The 18127-nt window shown below is 59.2% G+C and carries 17 protein-coding genes; 14 read left to right on the forward strand and 3 right to left on the reverse strand.

All coding sequences use genetic code 11. The features are described from left to right. The first annotated feature begins 261 nt into the window (after positions 1 to 261). The 8 genes from ACX5K5_RS02160 to ACX5K5_RS02195 all read left to right on the forward strand — a co-directional run bounded on the left by ACX5K5_RS02160 (position 262) and on the right by ACX5K5_RS02195 (position 9587). Positions 262 to 1173, forward strand: a complete 912-nt coding sequence (locus ACX5K5_RS02160; protein WP_459174960.1) for a LysR family transcriptional regulator — start codon at positions 262 to 264, stop codon at positions 1171 to 1173. Positions 1174 to 1348: 175 nt separating this feature from the next. After that, positions 1349 to 2989, forward strand: a complete 1641-nt coding sequence (locus ACX5K5_RS02165) for an amidohydrolase (protein ID WP_459174961.1) — start codon at positions 1349 to 1351, stop codon at positions 2987 to 2989. Next, complete coding sequence (locus tag ACX5K5_RS02170; protein ID WP_459174962.1) at positions 2976 to 4679, forward strand: thiamine pyrophosphate-dependent enzyme; 1704 nt, start codon at positions 2976 to 2978, stop codon at positions 4677 to 4679. Before ACX5K5_RS02165 ends, ACX5K5_RS02170 begins: the two co-directional genes overlap by 14 nt. A gap of 50 nt (positions 4680 to 4729) precedes the next feature. Beyond that, entirely contained in the window at positions 4730 to 6103 is a 1374-nt protein-coding gene (locus tag ACX5K5_RS02175) for an NAD-dependent succinate-semialdehyde dehydrogenase (RefSeq protein ID WP_459174963.1), read from the forward strand. Between the two features lie 787 nt (positions 6104 to 6890). Next, the gene (locus tag ACX5K5_RS02180; RefSeq protein ID WP_459174964.1) at positions 6891 to 7091 is read left to right on the forward strand and encodes a hypothetical protein; all 201 of its coding nucleotides are present in this window, start codon (positions 6891 to 6893) and stop codon (positions 7089 to 7091) included. A gap of 972 nt (positions 7092 to 8063) precedes the next feature. Then, positions 8064 to 8342, forward strand: a complete 279-nt coding sequence (locus ACX5K5_RS02185) for a hypothetical protein (protein ID WP_459174965.1) — start codon at positions 8064 to 8066, stop codon at positions 8340 to 8342. A gap of 593 nt (positions 8343 to 8935) precedes the next feature. Next, entirely contained in the window at positions 8936 to 9193 is a 258-nt protein-coding gene (locus ACX5K5_RS02190) for a hypothetical protein (RefSeq protein WP_459174966.1), read from the forward strand. Beyond that, the gene (locus ACX5K5_RS02195; protein WP_459174967.1) at positions 9171 to 9587 is read left to right on the forward strand and encodes a hypothetical protein; all 417 of its coding nucleotides are present in this window, start codon (positions 9171 to 9173) and stop codon (positions 9585 to 9587) included. Before ACX5K5_RS02190 ends, ACX5K5_RS02195 begins: the two co-directional genes overlap by 23 nt. Before the next feature lie 334 nt (positions 9588 to 9921). Here the strand turns inward: ACX5K5_RS02195 and ACX5K5_RS02200 are convergent, their stop codons facing one another. After that, complete coding sequence (locus tag ACX5K5_RS02200; protein ID WP_459174968.1) at positions 9922 to 10878, reverse strand: helix-turn-helix transcriptional regulator; 957 nt, start codon at positions 10876 to 10878, stop codon at positions 9922 to 9924. 103 nt (positions 10879 to 10981) lie between these two features. Between ACX5K5_RS02200 and ACX5K5_RS02205 the strand changes: the two genes are divergently transcribed. Continuing rightward, on the forward strand, positions 10982 to 11527 hold the full coding sequence (locus ACX5K5_RS02205; RefSeq protein ID WP_459174969.1) for a DinB family protein: 546 nt from the start codon (positions 10982 to 10984) through the stop codon (positions 11525 to 11527). On the opposite strand, the gene moaA is transcribed toward ACX5K5_RS02205, so the two are convergent. Then, entirely contained in the window at positions 11524 to 12564 is a 1041-nt protein-coding gene (gene moaA, locus ACX5K5_RS02210; protein WP_441664467.1) for a GTP 3',8-cyclase MoaA, read from the reverse strand. The genes ACX5K5_RS02205 and moaA overlap by 4 nt on opposite strands. A gap of 136 nt (positions 12565 to 12700) precedes the next feature. Here moaA and modA point away from each other — a divergent pair, with 136 nt between their 5' ends. From modA to ACX5K5_RS02235, 5 genes are read left to right on the forward strand one after another with little or no spacing between them, the layout of a single operon-like run. Further along, positions 12701 to 13480, forward strand: coding sequence for a molybdate ABC transporter substrate-binding protein (modA, locus tag ACX5K5_RS02215; protein WP_459174970.1), 780 nt, complete (start codon positions 12701 to 12703; stop codon positions 13478 to 13480). Continuing rightward, on the forward strand, positions 13473 to 14279 hold the full coding sequence (locus ACX5K5_RS02220) for an ABC transporter permease (RefSeq protein ID WP_096254133.1): 807 nt from the start codon (positions 13473 to 13475) through the stop codon (positions 14277 to 14279). The genes modA and ACX5K5_RS02220 overlap by 8 nt, the downstream gene beginning before the upstream one ends. Next, complete coding sequence (locus ACX5K5_RS02225) at positions 14276 to 15025, forward strand: ATP-binding cassette domain-containing protein (protein ID WP_459174971.1); 750 nt, start codon at positions 14276 to 14278, stop codon at positions 15023 to 15025. Before ACX5K5_RS02220 ends, ACX5K5_RS02225 begins: the two co-directional genes overlap by 4 nt. Next, positions 15022 to 16272, forward strand: coding sequence for a molybdopterin molybdotransferase MoeA (locus ACX5K5_RS02230; protein WP_459174972.1), 1251 nt, complete (start codon positions 15022 to 15024; stop codon positions 16270 to 16272). Before ACX5K5_RS02225 ends, ACX5K5_RS02230 begins: the two co-directional genes overlap by 4 nt. Further along, positions 16269 to 17147: an NTP transferase domain-containing protein gene (locus ACX5K5_RS02235; RefSeq protein ID WP_459174973.1), complete on the forward strand. Its 879-nt coding sequence runs from the start codon at positions 16269 to 16271 to the stop codon at positions 17145 to 17147. Before ACX5K5_RS02230 ends, ACX5K5_RS02235 begins: the two co-directional genes overlap by 4 nt. 51 nt (positions 17148 to 17198) lie before the next feature. Here ACX5K5_RS02235 and ACX5K5_RS02240 read toward each other — a convergent pair whose 3' ends face one another. Continuing rightward, positions 17199 to 18065, reverse strand: coding sequence for a CPBP family intramembrane glutamic endopeptidase (locus ACX5K5_RS02240; protein ID WP_459174974.1), 867 nt, complete (start codon positions 18063 to 18065; stop codon positions 17199 to 17201). Positions 18066 to 18127: the final 62 nt, after the last annotated feature.

Here is an 18127-nt window from a genome sequence, read left to right on the forward strand (position 1 = left end):
CCTCCCCGGGAAGGTATTCCGTCTAAGACCAGTTTGGGTTGAAAATCATGCCGAAATGGAATACTCAGAGGTAATCCTCCCGCGATGTTGAATGAAATAAGGTGGTTTTCCCATTTTGTAGGTTAGAAGCCGAGGCCCGTCATGGCCCCGGTTTCGGTGCCAGCATTGCGGGTGCTTATTGCGCCAGCTTGGTCCTGTGCAGGACCAAGCTGGCGCGTCTGGTGGCTGCCCGGGCGGGGTGGTAGTTGATATCTTTAAGGCATGAACTTCCGTCGTCTCCAGTATTTCATCAGTGTGGTCGACCATGGCACAGTCACTGCTGCCGCCGAAGAGTTGCATATCGCACAACCTGCCTTGAGCCGACAACTCAAAACCTTGGAACGCGAGTTGGGTCTGGAACTATTTGAAACTCGTGGCAATCGACTGGTGCTCACTAGCAGTGGCCGAGCATTCGTGCCGATGGCCCGCAAACTCATGGTCCAGACACGGGATTTGGCGGAGTCTGTTGAGGAACTGCGAACCGGGAAGGTTCGACGATTGGCTTGCGCAGCCACTGCGGCATCGCTGCGCGGTTTTTTCTCGCACTTCATTTCCCAATTGGGCTCTGAAGATCCGACCATTGTGGCCCGTGAGGCAGGGCACTTCGGGTTGGAGGATGAACTAGACCAGGGCTTGGACTTCATTATCAGTCCGACGGTGCCCTCGGGGGACCTTATCTCGGTAATGTTGGGTGAGGTGGCGTTACGGGCGCAGGTGCCCGCGGCGCACCCATGGAGTCAGGAGCAACTGCAGTCCGTCACGTTGGCTGATGTAGCCAGCCAGCGACTAATTCTGCCGCCGCACCGGACGGTTAGTCGGCGAATTTTTGATGAGGCTATGGGTCGTGCCGGGCTGCAGCATGGCCATTATGAGGAATGTGATGACGGGTTGGTCTCCCATGCACTTGTGGCTGCTGGGCGTGGGGTGGGGGTCAGTACCGAATATCCGGCCTTCGGTGTGCGTGGCATTCCCATAATGGAGAATTCTGGGGAAGCCAGTGCCAAACCCTTGTCGTTGCGCATGTATTTGGCTTGGCGTCGGGGGCACCACGCGGAGCAGAAGATTCGTGAACTGGCTGGACGTTTAAGTGAAATGGTTTCCAATCGCCAGCATTACGACGAAACGGCGTCCTAAGTCTTGCCGTCTGCTAAATTTTTATGCCCTGTGCTCCGCTGATTGGCGACATGTGGTCTCAATCGCAATGATCATGCTTTATTGGCATAGATAATAGAATTTATATGCATTAGACAGCATGGGATTGGGTTCCGATACTGGGGAGAGACGTTCTTTACCCAATGGAGGAAGCAAAATGTTTGATGTCTTGTACACAAACGGGAAGTTTTATACCCAGGATTCCCGGCGTCCGGTGGTAAATGCCCTCGGAATCCACCGGGGAAGGGTCATTAGCGTGGATGACCAGGTTGCGAAAAGCATGTTTAAACGTGTAGTTGACCTGGGAGGAGCTCCGGTGGTGCCGGGCTTCAATGACGCTCATTGCCACATGACTCATATAGGCGAAATGAGCACGCAAGTGGACCTGCGTCCGAGCACAGTTTCTTCGATGCAGAAGTTGCTCTCCGCCATTGAGTCCGCCGCAGAGGTCGCTGCACCTGGGCAATGGATCATCGGTGCCGGGTATGATCAGAACTTTCTGGGCAACTGCCACCCAAGCGCTGAGCAATTGGACGCAGTGAGCCACGGCCATCCCGTCTATCTGATTCACGTCTCCCGCCATATGGGGGTGGCCAACACCGCTGCCTTCGAACTGGCCGGATATCCGCAGCGACGCGGTATCCAGGTTCCAGATGGGGGAGCCGTGCCGCAAGATGACGAGGGCCGTGCCGTAGGGTTGTTGCAGGAAACCGCCCGCTCATTGATCCAAGACCACATCCCAGGCAAAGATCTCCAGGACGTTGCCGATCTGGTTGCCGCGGGATCCCGGGAGCTGTTGAAGCTCGGGGTCACTTCGATTACTGAACCGGGTTTGGGTGCTCCGGACCATATTGGCATGTCTCGTTTTGATGTAGCAGGTTACCAGCTGGCCAAGGACCGCGGGCTTTTGGGTGTGCGCTCCACTGTGATGCCATATCTGACTACCTTGCACCCATTGGATGACAGTAACGTCCAGGGCCATCCGCTCTATTCGCTGGATTTGGGTTTGCGTTCAGGTATGGGTGATGAGTTCCTCCGAATTGGCCCCACCAAGGTCCTTTCCGATGGATCGTTGATCGGGCGTAGCGCCTTCATGTGTTGTGACTACGAGATTGATGAGGGTAACCGCGGATATCTGCAGTTCCCGGAGCAGACCCTGCGCGAACGGCTCATAGGTGCTCACCTGGCTGGTTGGCAACTAGCCATGCACGCCATTGGTGATGCTGCATTGGAGGTCATCATGGACATCGTGGCCGAGGCCCAGCAGCTGATGCCACGTCCTGATGCTCGCCACCGCATTGAGCATGCTTCAATGAGCTCAGATCGACAGATCGCCCGGATGGTCCAGCTCGGACTGGTCCCAGTTCCGCAGGGCCGATTCATCCATGAGCTAGGCGACGGGGTGCGAGCAGCAGTAGGGGAGGAACGTCAGCCACTGGCTTATCGTGCCAGGGGGTTCTTGGATGCTGGCCTGGTCATCCCCGGTTCCACCGATGCGCCGGTGGTCAGTGCGGACCCGATCTTGAACATCGATGCACTGGTCAATCGCACCACCAGCAGCGGTCAGCCATTTACCGATGCCGAGCGGTTGACCGTGGCCGAAGCGGTTTATGCCTACACGGTGGGCAGCGCCTACGCGGTGCACGAGGAAACCTACAAAGGCAAGTTGCTACCTGGCTATTTGGCTGACTTCGTGGTGCTGTCCCAAGACCTGTACAAAATCCATTCCGCAGATATCGCCAAGACCAAGGTCCTGGCCACAGTAGTTGGAGGTGAGGTGTCCCATGGCACCCTCTAAGACCACAAATGAAATTCTTTCATCCGCCGGTGAAACCCGTTCCATGAACACTCCTCGGCATGCGGGTCAAGCGATCGTTGATTCTCTGGCCCTGCACGGGGTAGAACGCGTCTTTAGCGTGCCTGGAGAGTCTTACCTAGCCGTTCTGGACGGATTGCATCAGGCGAGGATCGAGAACGTGGTGGCCCGGCAGGAAGGCGGCGCTGCTTATATGGCTGAGGCTCACGGCAAGTTCACCGGCCAGCCCGGGGTTGCCATGGTTACTCGTGGCCCTGGCGCTTCCAACGCCTTCGTTGCGGTACATTCGGCTTGGCAGGACGGCACCCCCATGGTGCTCTTCGTCGGGCTGATTCCTGTGGCCGACCGGATGCGCGAATCCTTCCAGGAGTTCGATCCGCATGCCTGGTTCGGTACCCAAACCAAGCGTGTCTTCGTGCTTGACGAAGCCAGCCGTGCTTCTGAAGTGGTCGCGGAGGCCTTCTTCGCCGCTTCCTCAGGGCGCCCCGGGCCGGTCGTCGTAGGTCTGCCCGAGGACATCATTGCCCAGAATTTCACCGGTGAATTGACCGCACCGATTCCGGTCACCGAGGGCGCGGTCTCCACTGAAGAACTGCAGCAGATCATTCAGGCCTTAGACGGGGCTCAGCGGCCGCTGATCATGGTCGGCGGTCAGCGGTGGACCCCAGCCGCCGCTGCGCAGGTCACTGCTTTCGCTGAAGCCAATGGCATTCCTGTGGTCCAGGACTGGCATGCCTCCGACCGTATTCCATTTGGCTCCCCGGTCAACGTCGGCTCGCTGGGATATGGGCGTTCCAACGTGGCTGCAGGCATGCTGAAGGACGCTGATGTACTAGTGTGCGTTGGTGCTGTGCTTGGAGATGTGAGCACCGATGGTTTCACTTTGCGCCAGAATCCTGACGCAGTCAACTTCCTGATCACTGCCGATGCGTCCCTGCGCGGGCGTTCCGGGAATGTCAGTGCCCACGTGCTGGCTTCTCCGGTTGCCTTCGCGCGCAGTGTGCAGGGTATCGAGCTGGGCCGCGCCGCCCTGTGGGACCGCTGGCGAGAGGCAGGGCGTCGAGCACAGCAGGAACTAAGCACCATTGCCTCAGATGACCAGCTACCTCCTACGCGCGAAGGCACTGCCCATATGTCGGTGCTGATGCGTGAGTTGATTGCGAAGCTGCCCGCTGACGTAGTGAACACGGTCGGTGCTGGTAACCACACCGCTTGGGCGCAGTGGTACATGCCGACCAATGTCTTCCCCTCGGCTTTGGGCACCCGCAACGGGTCTATGGGCTACTCGATCCCGGCGGCCGTGGCTGCCGCCAAGCACAGTCCCCAGCGCATGGTCGTGGCCATCTGCGGTGATGGGGAGTTCCTGATGAATGGTCAGGAATTGGCCGGCGCAGTGCAGTATGGGGCGCCGATCCTGGCCGTGGTGATGGACAACAGCCAGTTCGCCACCATCCGCGATCACCAGGAATCCCACTACCCAGGAAGAGTTTCTGGTACTCAGCTGTGTAACCCTGATTTCGCTGCCTTTGGCCGTGCCTTCGGTGCCCATGGCGAGCACATTACCAGCGACGAACAAATCCCGCTGGCCGTTGAACGTGCGCTACAAGCAGTGGCCAGCGGCCAGCCCTGTGTCATCCATATTGTGGTGGACCAAGCGATCGCGCTGCCTTAGGCATCTACGCCGCGACCTTTCCAGCATCCCGATTCCCGCAAGGAGCATCCATGACTATATACGCGGTCACCAACCCGGCCACCGGCCTGGTAGAAAAGCAGTACCCACAGCACACCGATCCACAGATCCAGCAGGCCTTGGAACTGGCCGCCGCCAGCGGACCGGTCCTCACTGACATGGCCGTGGACCAGCGTTCGGCATTGCTACACCGAGTGGCGGACCTCTATTCCCAGCGCCGCAACGAACTTGCCGCAATCATTACCCGGGAGATGGGCAAACCAGTCTTCCAGGCAGGGATCGAGATCGATATCGTCGTCTCCATCTACCGCTACTACGCGGAGCAAGGACCGAATTTCCTGGCCGATGAGCAGTTGGATGTGGCTAGCGGAGGCACAGCGCTGGTTCGCAAGGAAGCGGTGGGCGTGCTGCTGGGAATTATGCCTTGGAACTTCCCGTACTACCAGGTAGCCCGTTTCGCGGCACCTAACCTGATGATCGGTAATACCATTCTGCTTAAGCATGCCCCGCAATGTCCGGAGTCTGCGCTGGCCATGGAACAAATCTTCAAAGATGCTGGGGCACCTGAAGGTGCCTATGTGAATGTTTTTGCCAGCAACGAGCAGGTGGCTGATATGATCGCCGACCGTCGGGTTCAGGGGGTCTCATTGACCGGTTCGGAACGTGCGGGGGCTGCGGTTGCCGAGATCGCCGGGCGCAACCTGAAAAAAGTGGTATTAGAGCTCGGCGGTTCTGACCCCTTCATTGTCTTGGACGATGCCGATATCGGGGCAGCAGTCCGCCACGCGCTGTTCGGCCGTTTCGGAAACACCGGTCAGGCCTGCAACGCGGCCAAACGCTTCATCGTGGATGACTCCGTGTTCGACTCCTTCAGCGCCCAGTTCACCGAACTGGTCGGAGGTTTGAAAGTCGGAGATCCAACGCAGGCCGAAACCTTCATCGGACCGATGTCCTCACCGGCCGCCCGAGAAGGACTGAATGCTCAGGTACAGGATGCTATCGACAAGGGTGCCACAGTGCTTGCTGGTGGTAAGTCGGTAGAAGGCAATGGCGCTTATTTCGAGCCCACCATCCTATCTGACGTGACCGCAGAGATGCGCGCCTACTCGGAGGAGCTGTTCGGCCCTGTGGCAGTTCTGTATAAGGTCGCCAACGAAGATGAGGCCGTAGCTCTTGCCAATGGTTCGGAGTACGGTTTGGGAGCATCGGTGCACAGTGCTGATCAGCAGCGTGCGGCGCGCATCGCCAATCGCCTGGAAAGTGGCATGGTGAGCATCAATGAGCCCTCTGGTACCGCAGCGGAGCTACCTTTCGGTGGCGTGAAACGTTCAGGCATCGGTCGTGAACTAGGTAAGTACGGTATGGAGGAATTCGTGAACCGCAAGTTGGTGAAGTACGCGAAGTAACCGCATGATCACATCACGACGCGCAGTACTCGATGAGGTTCTAGTCTCATCGGGCACTGCGCGTTGTGCTGTTTTCCACCTCGTCTTTTGCCATTTTCTCCTCCGGAAAATCCCACAACACCCTTAGCTAACCGTGGGTGGACCGATCATCAGCGTCGACCCCCATCATTTATTCCAGGGCGCGGATCGCCGCCGCGATTAGGACTGCCATAGTATTCGTATACGCGGTTCTTAGTTGGCGACTTACACGAAGAGTGTGGTTCGTTCATCACTAGGACGCGAAGGTCATACGCGGGAAGCAGCGCTATCTTCCTGTGTGGCGCGCGATGAAACCGCAGTCACAGTGCATCCTGAAGCAGCCAGAGTGCCACGTGAGGTTGTTATCTGTTGCCTTGTGGATAAGAAGTTTTCCTAGGAGTCAAAAAACTCACCGATCTGACTCGCATTCCATCGGCCATTCTGAAAATGTTAACAGGTGATTCATCTGAAGAGTTCTAAGACAAAATCTCTCGCCATCAGCATTATGCTCCTTGCCGCCGGCCTCGGACTGAGCGCCTGCACTACGTCAGAGCAACCCCCTGCGCAGACGTCCCTGACCTCCACATCTGCTAGCCCTTCCCCGATACAGCCTACGCAAGCACCCAAGGCCATCTCGAGCAACCCCAGCTCATCGAGTAGCCCAACGGCAAAGACTCAAAGTGTCGCACTACAAGTGAACGGTGCCAAGGCACAAGCCCTAGTCAAGACTCTGGTCATTACCTCCGCTGGCAAGAAGAGCAGCGGGAATATGACTTCGCAATCCCTTCCTTTCGAGGAAACTATCGAGCTTACTGCAGGGGAGAGCATTACGAAGATCCTGGTGTTGGCAAAATACACGGACGGGCAGACAGACGAGATTGCTTGCAGCATCTCCATCGATGGCAAAAAGATTTCAATCGACACTACTACCAGTCACAAGCCAACCGAATGCCTCGTCACTAACCCTTGAGTCACTAGCCGATCGTCGTTAACAGCTCGGTTTCGAGGACCGGGATCGGCTTTCGCCCGTTTGTAGCGGCGATGAGCAGCGCACTGTGAGTACTTGAAAGTCTCGAGCGGGCAGGAGCAGTGCGATCTTCGCAGATGGAGCTCTACGGTGTACCGTTTGGGCGAGTCGGAAATACTTGCAATGCTGCGTTTCTGAACCGCAATAATGCTTTCGGGCTGCGGTGTTGGTAGGCGAATCGCGCTTTTATTCATCAGCGGGAGGGGAATCATAACGCGAGCCGGAGAGCTTTTGCGTCAAAGCTCTGAATCCGATCGTGGGTTCCTTTTCATCGGTTCCGTTGCCGGGTGCCAACAATGTGAGAAGACGTTCCAGGATATCCCGGAACGTCTTGCTCGACCTCGCGAAAAGGTTATTCAGTTGTGTGCGCATTGTGAGTTCGCACTTCGATCATAAACCGAGCAGGTGGAGCAATACAGGCCTATTCGGGAGGTTCAGGGATTACACAGGATAATGATTGCAGCACATGCAAGAACGGGGTTGCTGCATGTATCTATTGGATCAGCACAGGCGTTGTGCAAGGTGTGAACGGTCTCATAGGTTGGAAAGGGGCGGCGAGACTGAGCTAAAGGGTTCCGCTCGCCGCCCTGATTCTTCATTTTACCTTGTTGCTCATTTTCCTGAATCGGGCGTCCGCTGGCGCGGCCGGCTGTTGCCCGGACTTCGTCCGGTCTTATTTTCTGTTTTTGCTGCTGTCCTTCGGAGTGTACGGGCCACCTCCAAACCCACAAGCCACTCGCTGCGCTTCGGGCGTGCTCCACCCACAAATTCTTAGGTCCGCGCTCCTTCGTCGCTTCTTCCGGCCAAAGATTTTCTGGTTTCCGCACCCCTGTCGGGTTGATGGGTTTTGCGGCTGGCCCCGCTTCATTTCATTTCGCCAGCAGGCAAAAAACAACTGGGGGAGACGTTGGGCAGGTGGTTAGCACCAAGGAAACCGTCACTGTCTTGGATACGCCCCATCGGGATATCTATGGTGAAGGGTATGACTGGATGGCCAGGTTGACCGGTACCGGTTGGCACGAGCTGTCCTCGTGGGGACGTGACGGGTGGGATCTAGGGTCGTGGCCGTACATTATCTTCGCCGTCACGAAGACGGAAGATGAGGCGGGGGAACTGTTCGGCTACTGCACCTATGTTGAAGGGGATGTGGCCGCGCGCTGGTACCGGAACCGGGAAGCGCTCTGGAAGGGCTGAACCCACAGGAATTCCGGCCGATCGATGGACTCTGCGAACCGTTCAACCCAGATTTCGGCAAGTAGGTCATTAGGCCGATACATCATGTTCTCTGGGTGCCTCGTGATGAGGCGCCCAGAGCACCGCCTGCCCTGCTATCTTTTACTCGCGGTGGGCCAATACCACGGATCAACGCAGTAACAAATCTTGAGAACCGGACGTTGCCCCGCAGTCTTGACCCACAGAGCTCTGCATCCTCGCAAGCTCGCACACAGAGTAATCGGCGTCCGCTGGCGCGGCCGGCTGTTGCCCGGACTCCGTCCGTTCTTCTTTTCTGTTTTTTGCTGCTGTCCTTCGGAGTGTACGGTCCACCTCCAAACCCACAAGCCACTCGCTGCGCTTCGGGCGTGCTGCACCCAGAAATTCTTGGCCCGCGCTCCTGCGTCGCTTATTCCGGTCAAAGATTTTCGTGGATTTCGCACCCCTGACGGGTTGATGGGTTTTGCGGCTGGCCCCGCTTCATTTCATTTCGCCAGCAGGCAAAAAACAACTGGGGGAGGGCTTGGGACGGTGGCTGGCAACACGTCCCCCTCACCCCACGAAAGGACACCACCATGTCTCACGCAAAAATCACCAACCAGACCGACCTCGTCGCCCACCTGATCACCTCCTTGGGCTTCACCCCGACCTCCTCATTAGCCTTGCAACTGCTGGACGAGTGGAAGCTTCTCACCTCGTTGCGGGTGGACGTCGCCGAAACCGGGGGCACAGCACTATGGGTTCATCAAGTCGTCAGCATCGTTGAACGCATCGAAAATGTCACCGGCGTGATTCTGATCAGCTTCGAAGATGACAAAGCCACGACAGTATGAGGAGCTCGGTTACCAGCTGGCACGCATCGGCACGCCGATCCGCAGGTCGTTTCTGGTCACCGATGCAGGGCACTGGAGCACCGTGGATGTCTCGCCTGTTGGGTTGGAAGCGCACTTCCACATGCAGAAGCCAACGATGAACGCGGCAGATATTCCCGCCTATGATGACCGGCTCGAGCGCGAAGCCGACGAGCAAGCCGGAAAACTGCAGGCGTTCGGCTTCGAAGGCGATGAACACCGTGAAAAACTGCGCATAGAATTCGTCGCACTGGTCACCGAGTACCAAGAGGGAGGGCAAGTGACTGACCAGATGGTCATCTGGTTGCCTACGGTGCGAGAAGCGTCTGCAGGCGGGTTGCCGAAGAGCGCCTCCCCAGCTGTCAGGCTCGAGTGAGACCAGCCCTTCATAGCAACTCCATCATCCTGCGCACGAGATCTTAAGGTTCACTGACCAGCAAGCACAGCAAATGCTCATGGAACTCTGGTCCCCTAAGTCCGGCAATTAGTTCACTCTTCAGAGAGAAACTACGGCACTATCCACTATATTCACGGTGCAGGCTCGTTTCTTGGGTTACTTGGACATTATTTCCCGGCCTTGATAGAGGAAACCACGTCAGTCATCCACGGTCGGCAACTCGGGATCGCCAGACTCAGTAGGACAAAGGCTTGTTGCTCCGCGAATGGCGGACCTGCTTATCTTCAACAACTTTGAGCATGGCATTCCACCGTTACTCTTCGGAGCCCTGTACCAAATTCTTTGACCACGAGTTCAGCAGATCGCGCAGTTCCTTCGGCTGAACATCGCTGATCCGCGCCTCACTCATTGCCAGTCCGAACGACGCCCAGCGCAGATCCATATTCTCGGTGCGCACTAGGCAACTATCCGCATCGATCTGCTGGATCTCGAACCACCGGCCGATCAAGGGCTCCAGCTTTTCGACGCTGGCGTGAATCCGAGCACTCACCTCGGGATGGCCGCTCCCGCGCAGTCCAGCTCGGACAAAACCAGCAGCATCGCCACCAGGCACCTGTTTGGGCGTAAACCGCAACGCCCTGGGTGAGGGGTTCTGTGCACGGTCTACTCGGAAGCTGCGCCAATCATCGCGATCCAGATCAAAAGCCACCAGATAATAGCGGTTGCCCACATTCACCAGCTGTACCGGCTCGACCCTGCGCGAGCTGGGGGCTCCTTTGGCATCCCGGTAGTCGAACGCGATTCGTTCATGGTCGCGGCATGCTTGGGCAAAGGCCACCAGCACCGCGGGATCCACAGGATCGGGTGCGGGTGACTGCGAATCCAGCGGGACTGTGCTCGCAGTCAGTGCCTGCGCCCGCTGTCTCAACCTGGCCGGAAGCACCGGCACAACTTTGCCCATCGCCCGCAGCGCGGCCTCGGCCAGTACGGAAGAACCTGAGTGAACGGTGGATTGCAACGCGGCCACCAGCGCCACGGCCTCTTCATCATCAAGCACCAGTGGGGGCAGGGCAGCGCCGGACGCCAGCTGATAGCCGCCGCCCACCCCACGATCTGCCTGTACTGGATAGCCCAGATCGCGCAGCCGGTCGATGTCCCGGCGTACGGTGCGCAAGCTGACGTCCAGCCGCTGCGCCAGCTCGTCGCCGGACCAGTAGCGGTGGGTCTGCAGCAAGGAGAGCAAACGCAAAAATCTGGTGCTGGTACTCATGCAACAAGTCTGCCTCAATTGCGGACAAAAACTGGCACTTATTGTTTCTACTCTGGTAATAACAGCCGGAAATACCGGCAGCAGCTTATGCCAGGAGGCAACTATGAACACCATGGCCATCACCGAAACCGTCCTGACAGGGGAACGCGCGGACCTGTTCCAGGCGCTAGCCAACGCCCGTCATTTCCTGCGCTTCACCGTCCGCGGACTCAGCGACGAGCAGGCGGCGCAGCGCACCACCGACAGCGAACTGACCCTCGGAGGATTGGTCAAGCATGTAACCGCAGTGGAGAAGCAGTGGCAGGAATTCATCGTCAAGGGACGGGCCGCCATGGCTTGGGACGGGACAGACTTCAGCAAGATGCCACCTGAAGCAATTGAGTCCTTCCAGGACGAATTGCGGATGTTGCCCGGAGAACGCCTGGACGAGCTGCTGGAAAACTATACGCAGGTAGCTAACCGCACCGATGCGTTGCTAGCCGACGTGGATCTGGATACGGTCCACGAACTGCCCGTAGCTCCGTGGTTTGTCGACACCCACTGGTCGGTACGCCGTACGCTGCTGCACATCATCGCCGAAACCACCCAGCATTCCGGGCATGCGGACATCATCCGCGAATCCTTGGACGGGCAGAAAACGATGGGCTAGCCGCCGATGTAGGACATCTCGATGCGCTTGCGGTTGCCCGGGCTCAGCGCGGCACGCAGCTCCGAGTAGTTGTCATCGCGCTTGCGCCAGTGTCCGGTCAACGCGGCAGCAAGATCTTCATCGCTGATCCCGTCGCGCATCAGTTGGCGCAAGTCATAGCCGGAGCCGGCAAAAAGGCAGGTGTATAGCTGGCCCTCGGCCGAAACCCGGGCGCGTGAGCAGTTGCCGCAGAAGGCATTGGTGACGCTGGAGATCACGCCGATCTCTCCGGCGCCGTCTGCGTAGCGCCAGCGGTTGGCGGTTTCGCCCGGTTCACTCTTTGTCACCGGCTCCAGCGCCCAGCGCTCGTTGATCATGGAGACGACTTCTGCCGAGGGCAGCACCTCATCGAGCTTCCAGCCGTTGGTGGTGCCCACATCCATGAATTCAATGAAGCGCAGGATGGTTCCGGTGCCACGGAAGTGCTCCGCCAGGGAAAGGATTTCACCGTCGTTGACACCGCGTTTGATGACAGTGTTAACCTTGACCGGTCCCAGGCCGACTTCGCGGGCCACCTCAATCGCTTGCAGAACCTTGGAGACCGGGAAATCCACGTCGTTGATGGCCTTGAACTTTTCATCATCCAAGGAATCCAGGGAGATGGTGACGCGGTTCAGGCCGGCTGCTTTTAATGCGGGGGCGAGCACCGGCAAAGCAGAGCCGTTGGTAGTCATCGCCAGATCCACCGGCTGGCCCTCGGGGGTGCGCAGCTTGGACAGCATCGCCACCAGGTCCACGATGCCGCGACGCAGCAATGGTTCACCACCGGTCAAACGCAGCTTGGTGACACCAAGGGACACCGAAACGCGAGCCAGACGTTCAATCTCCTCGAAACTGAGCAGCTCTGAGCGCTCACGGAAGACGAAGTCACGGCCGAAAATTTCCTTGGGCATGCAGTACACGCACCGGAAATTGCAGCGGTCCGTGACCGAAATCCGCAAGTCATGCAGGGGGCGTGAACGGGCATCAAGGACGTCCCCTGCTAATGGAGCTTTCATACTCTCCACAGTAGACCCCAGTACTCTCGCTGGAAAGACGGTTAACTAGAAAGTAACAAATCAGGTACGTAAAATGGGTTAGGCCGAGTGAGCACGCAGGTAGCATTGGCTCCAGCAGTAAATCTAAGGAGAACCAATGCAGCACCGCCCGTTTTTGCGGTTCCGAGCCCTTACCGGGGCAGTGGTGACCGTGCTGGCTTTGGCAGGCTGTTCGGCCACCGGTACTTCTGCAGAAGAATCCGCGGAGCCAATCACCATTTCCGCGGCGGCCTCCCTGCAGGGATCCTTCGAACAGATCTCCGAAGAATTCACCACTGAGAACCCGGAAGTACAGATCAACGCCATCTCCTACGACGGCTCTTCGACCCTGGCCACACAAATCCTTGAAGGCGCCAACGTGGATGTTTTCGCCTCGGCTGACGAGCGCAATATGTCCGAGGTGACCGAGGCCGGCATTGGCGATGAACCAGTCATCTTTGCCAGCAACACCCTGGTGATTGCGGTGCCGCAGGACAACCCGGCGAATATTGATTCCCTTGAAGACTTAGCTGATGCCACCACCGTACTGTGTGCGCAACAGGTGCCATGCGGAGCGGCTTCGTTACGGCTGCTCGAAGCCCAGGACGTGAAAGTCATTGCCGCCAGCGAGGAGCAGAACGTCACCGCCGTATTGCAAAAGGTTGCTGCCGGGGAGGCAGACGCAGGACTGGTTTATGCCACCGATGTCCAAGATGATGCCAGCGTTGCAGCGATCGTGCCCGAAGGCGCCGAAAAAATCGTCAACAGCTACCCGATTGCCACCCTGGGTGAGAATCCCGGCGCCCAGGCCTTCGTTGACTTTGTGATTAGCGAGCGCGGCCAGCAGATCCTGGCCGAGCACGGTTTTGGCACCGGGACCGGGCACGTCAATGGCTAGCGATACCGGGGTACGGGTTCCGGGGTTCGCCATCGCCCCGGCACTGCTGGGCATTGCGTTGCTCGTTCTGCCCCTGCTCGCGCTCATCGCCCGGGCGAGCTGGTCCACGCTGCTGGCCGATGCCACCAGCGAAGAGGCGCTGTCCGCACTGTGGCTGAGCTTGCGTACCGGGGTGGCTGCCACCGCGCTGTGCGTAGTGCTCGGAGTTCCCCTGGCGGTATTAATCGCCCGCAGCTCCGCCCGCGTCGCCCAGCTGTTGCGGGCGCTGATCGCGGTTCCGCTGGTGCTGCCGCCAATGGTCGGCGGCGTCGCACTGCTGTTCCTCTTCGGACGCACCAGCCCGATTGGCCAGTTCATTGATTCGCTGTGGGGGATTACCCTGCCCTTCTCCACCGCCGCGGTAGTCATTGCCCAGAGCTTCGTCGCCCTGCCGTTTCTGGTGCTCGCGGTGGAAGGCTCGCTGCGTGCGGCCGGGGCCGGCTACGAGCAAGCCGCCGCAACCCTGGGCGCCGGACGCTGGATGGTGCTCACCCGCATCACCCTGCCGCTGGCCACACCCGGTCTGGTCGCCGGAATCATCTTGTGCTTCGCCCGGGCCATCGGAGAATTCGGGGCTACCGCCCTGTTTGCCGGCAACGCTCCGGGGGTCACCCAGACGATGCCGCTGGCCATCTACACCGCATTTAATGGCGCGGGTGCTGGGCGGGACTCGGCCGTCGCACTGTCCCTGCTCCTGCTGGCTACCGCCGTTCTGGTGTTGTTGCTGGTGCGTGCCTGGCGTCCGGGGGCACTGAAATGACGCTCAAGGTAGCGCTGCGCGTACCGCGCACCGGATTCGACGTAGATGTTTCATTCGAGGTCCCCGCTGGCAGCACGCTGGCAATGATGGGTCCCAGCGGTTCAGGCAAGTCCACGATTGTGCATGCCATTGCCGGGATCCAAAAGATTGCCGAGGGCCGTATAGAGCTTTCAGGAACGGTTCTGGCTGACGCGAAACAGCACCGCCCGCCGCACCTGCGAGAGGTCGGATTGCTGGGCCAAGATCCGCACCTGTTCCCGCACCTGGATGCGGCGAAGAATATCGCCTTTGGTGCCCGTGCCGGGGGACAAGATCTGCATACGGCTAAGGCTGCGGCCTCCGAATGGATTCAGCGTTTGGGGCTCGAAGAGATTGCCACGCACCGTCCCGAAGCGCTCTCCGGGGGCCAGCGCCAGCGCATCGCCTTGGCCCGTGCACTGGCTGCCAAGCCGAAGATCTTGCTGATTGACGAGCCCTTTGCCTCGCTGGATGTCGAGGCCGCCATGGATATGCGTGCCCTGGTGCGCGAAGAGCTGGAACGCACCGGCACCAGCGCGATTGTCGTTTCGCATTCGGCCGCCGATACCTTGGCGCTCGCCGACGATTTGCTGGTGCTGGAACGTGGACAGATTATTGCGCAGGGGACCGTTTCGCAGGTCTTTGCTGACCCGGCCAACCGCTTTGTGCGTGCCGTGGTGGCGACGTTGCCAGCACAGCATCCGAGAAGTATTCAGGAAGAGCAATGATGAACACCGGCAATGAACCCGTAGATTTTGAAGTGCACCGCGAACAGTTGCTGTCGCAGGTGTTGCCTTTGGCGCCGCAGCGCATTGAGGTGGCTGGTGGTTTCAGTACTTTGCATGGTGCGGTACTCGCAGAAGATGTCACCTCCTCGCACCCGCTGCCGCTGTGGGATAACTCGGCCATGGATGGTTATGCGGTACGTTCGGCTGATATCGCTGATGCTCCGAAGAGCCTGCAGGTCATTGGCGAGGTTCCGGCCGGAAGTGGCTGGGATCCGGCGTTGAAGCCTGGCCAGTGCGTGAAGATCATGACCGGTGCCCCAATTCCCACTGATGCTGATGCCGTGGTGCGTATCGAAGATACGTCGGCTGCGGTAGATGGTTGGGATGCCAGTACCGTGCAGATCAACGTGCAGGTGCCAGCGGGTAAGGATATCCGCCGCAGCGGGGAAGACAAGAATGCCGGTGACCTGATGGCCTACGCCGGTGAGCAGCTCACCGCTGCCCTACTTTCTGCATTGGCTGCAGCCGGTGCCAGCACGTTGACGGTGCGCACCATGCCCAAGGTGGCCGTGCTGATCACCGGGGCAGAATTGCGTACGCCCGGTGATCAGCTGTCGCGTGGGCAAATCCCGGAAACCAATTCCTTGTTGATGGCCGGGCTGCTTGCTGAATCCGGAATTCAGGCCGCCACCGTGGTGCACTGCGTGGATGACATCGAAGCCGTGCGCGAGCAGCTGGATCTGCTTGGCTCCACACATGACGTCGTGCTGAGCACCGGGGGAGTAGGCCCTGGGGCCTATGACGTGATGCGCCAGGTGCTGGAAGCAGAACCGGCAGTGCAGGCAGCCCGGGTGAAGATCCGCCCCGGCCAGCCGCAGTGCGCAGGCCGCTTGGAGGCCGGCGCGATGGTCTTTGCACTGCCCGGCAATCCGGTGAGCGCAGCGGTCAGTTTTGAGCTGTTCGTGCGCCCGTGCCTGAGATCCATGCAAGGCCACCGCGAGGTGCTTCGTCCCACTTTGCGCGCCATTGCCGCAGTGGGCTGGAAAGCCGCGGCTGGACGCATGCAGGTCATCCCGGTGGTCTTTGAACATGGTGACCAGCTGCGCTGTGCCCCTGCGGTGCAGGCACAGAGCATCTCCCACTCGGTCGGTGGGTTCGGTGCGGCCCAAGGTTATGGATTGATCCCGGCTGGCATCAATCAGGTCAACCCCGGTGACGAGGTTGAAGTACTGAGGATGCTCCCATGAGTGCGCCGAAACTCGGCGGTTTTAACGCACTGATCCTGGCCGGTGGCCGAGGCACTCGCCTTGGTGGCGAAGGCAAAGCCGAAATAGTGCTGCATGGCCAGCGCCTGGTTGACCGGGTGGTCGCCGCGGCCCGAAAGGTCGGCGCGCAGCGGGTAGTTGTTCTCGGTCCGCAATCCGCTGGCTCCAAGGCCGATGCCGTCATTCGAGAGGATCCACCCTTTGCCGGCCCTTTGGCGGCTATCTCCGCCGGACTTGGTGAGCTAATTGGCAGTGAAAACAGCGAATGGTCCATGGTCCTGGCGTGCGACCTGCAACGGCCCCTCGCCGTTGCGACCGCGTTGATCAATAACTTTGGACAACGCGCGGCCGACGGCCTGTTGCTGGTTGACGCTGAAGGCCATACCCAGTGGCTGGCAGGAATCTACCGCACTTCGGCACTGGCTTCGGTCTGCGAAGAATTAGGGGAGAACCTGGTCAACGCCCCGGTGCGCCGGGCCCTGAATCAGCTTCAGCTGGCGCGGGTACCGGTTCTCGACGAAATTAGCAAAGACATTGATACCCCGCAGGCGCTGGAAAGCGCCCGCCAAAATGAAAGGAAAGCCATGGCACAGCATCTGCCGCCGGAGGCACTGAACGATTGGCTTGAAGCAGCCACCAAGGAGTTGGGTTTGGACCCCGGCGAAGTGGATATCGCTACCGTGCTTGATGTTGCCAAGCATGTAGCTCACGAGGTGGCCCGCCCGGCAGCACCCTTGAGCACTTTCCTGCTTGGCCTGGCCATGGGCAGCGGCAAGGGAAACTTATCCGGGCTGTCAGAGCAGTTGGTTTCGCGTGCCCATCTCTGGGCCGAGGAACATCCTGAAGGTACCGATTAAGCGGTGATATCCCGAGCCGCGTGGCTCGGGATATCTCATTGCCTTCCGCCGTCAGCTGCGTTGCGGCAACTGCCGGTTGCGTCGCCGTGCAATAACCAGGAATACCACTGTGGCTATCGAGCACACCAAGATGGCGATGATGCTGGCTTCCGGCCCAAACCTTCCTCCGGAAAGCCAGTCAGATCCGCTGGTCACCGCGGTGACCAGCGAATCGCGGGCCTCGGAACCCGAGGTGATCGATCCGAAAAGGCCCGTTGTCGCAAAGTTCCAGCCGAAGTGCACTCCGATCGCCAGCCACAGCGATCCGGTGGCGAGGTATGCGGCACCCAGCATGATTCCGGCTTCGATCATGATGGCAAAAGCGCCCCACAGCGAAGCATCCGGATTCACGAGGTGAACGAGCCCAAAGATGATCGCCGAAACGCCGAGCGCCACGGGTGTGCCCCAACGGCCGCGCAGCAGGCGGAACACGACACCGCGGAAGAATACTTCCTCCGAAACGGCGATCGCGCACATCATTCCGGCGACGGCCAGCATGCCGGCAATGGACCCCCAGCCGGTGATCGTGTACGCGCCGAAGAGGGCGAGGATGCCCACCGTCGCGCCGGACATCAGCACCCCGAGCCCTGTTCCGAGAAGCAGATGGCGCACTGCGTGGTGCGCTGGGAATTCTTCTACCTTGCGGCGTTCGACTCGTCGACCCGTGAAGATGTACAGGCAGATCATGGCGGCCGCCAATATGGGACCGATGGCCAGCGCGGCCACTGGGCTGCGCGGCCAGGCGGCGATGGCGTTAGTAGCCAGCATTGCCACGGCTAATCCGGTGACCATCATGGTCATTTTGATCCAGGATCCTTGTCCGGAGGCGGGGGTACCTTGTCTGGCTGACGGCGTGAGATGCTGCGTGGACTTTGTCATTTTTGCTCCTTTTCACTACTTTTTCGGGGTGTGAGCATGACGTTACGGGGATTGCGGTTCCG

Source organism: Glutamicibacter bergerei, assembly GCF_054495185.1.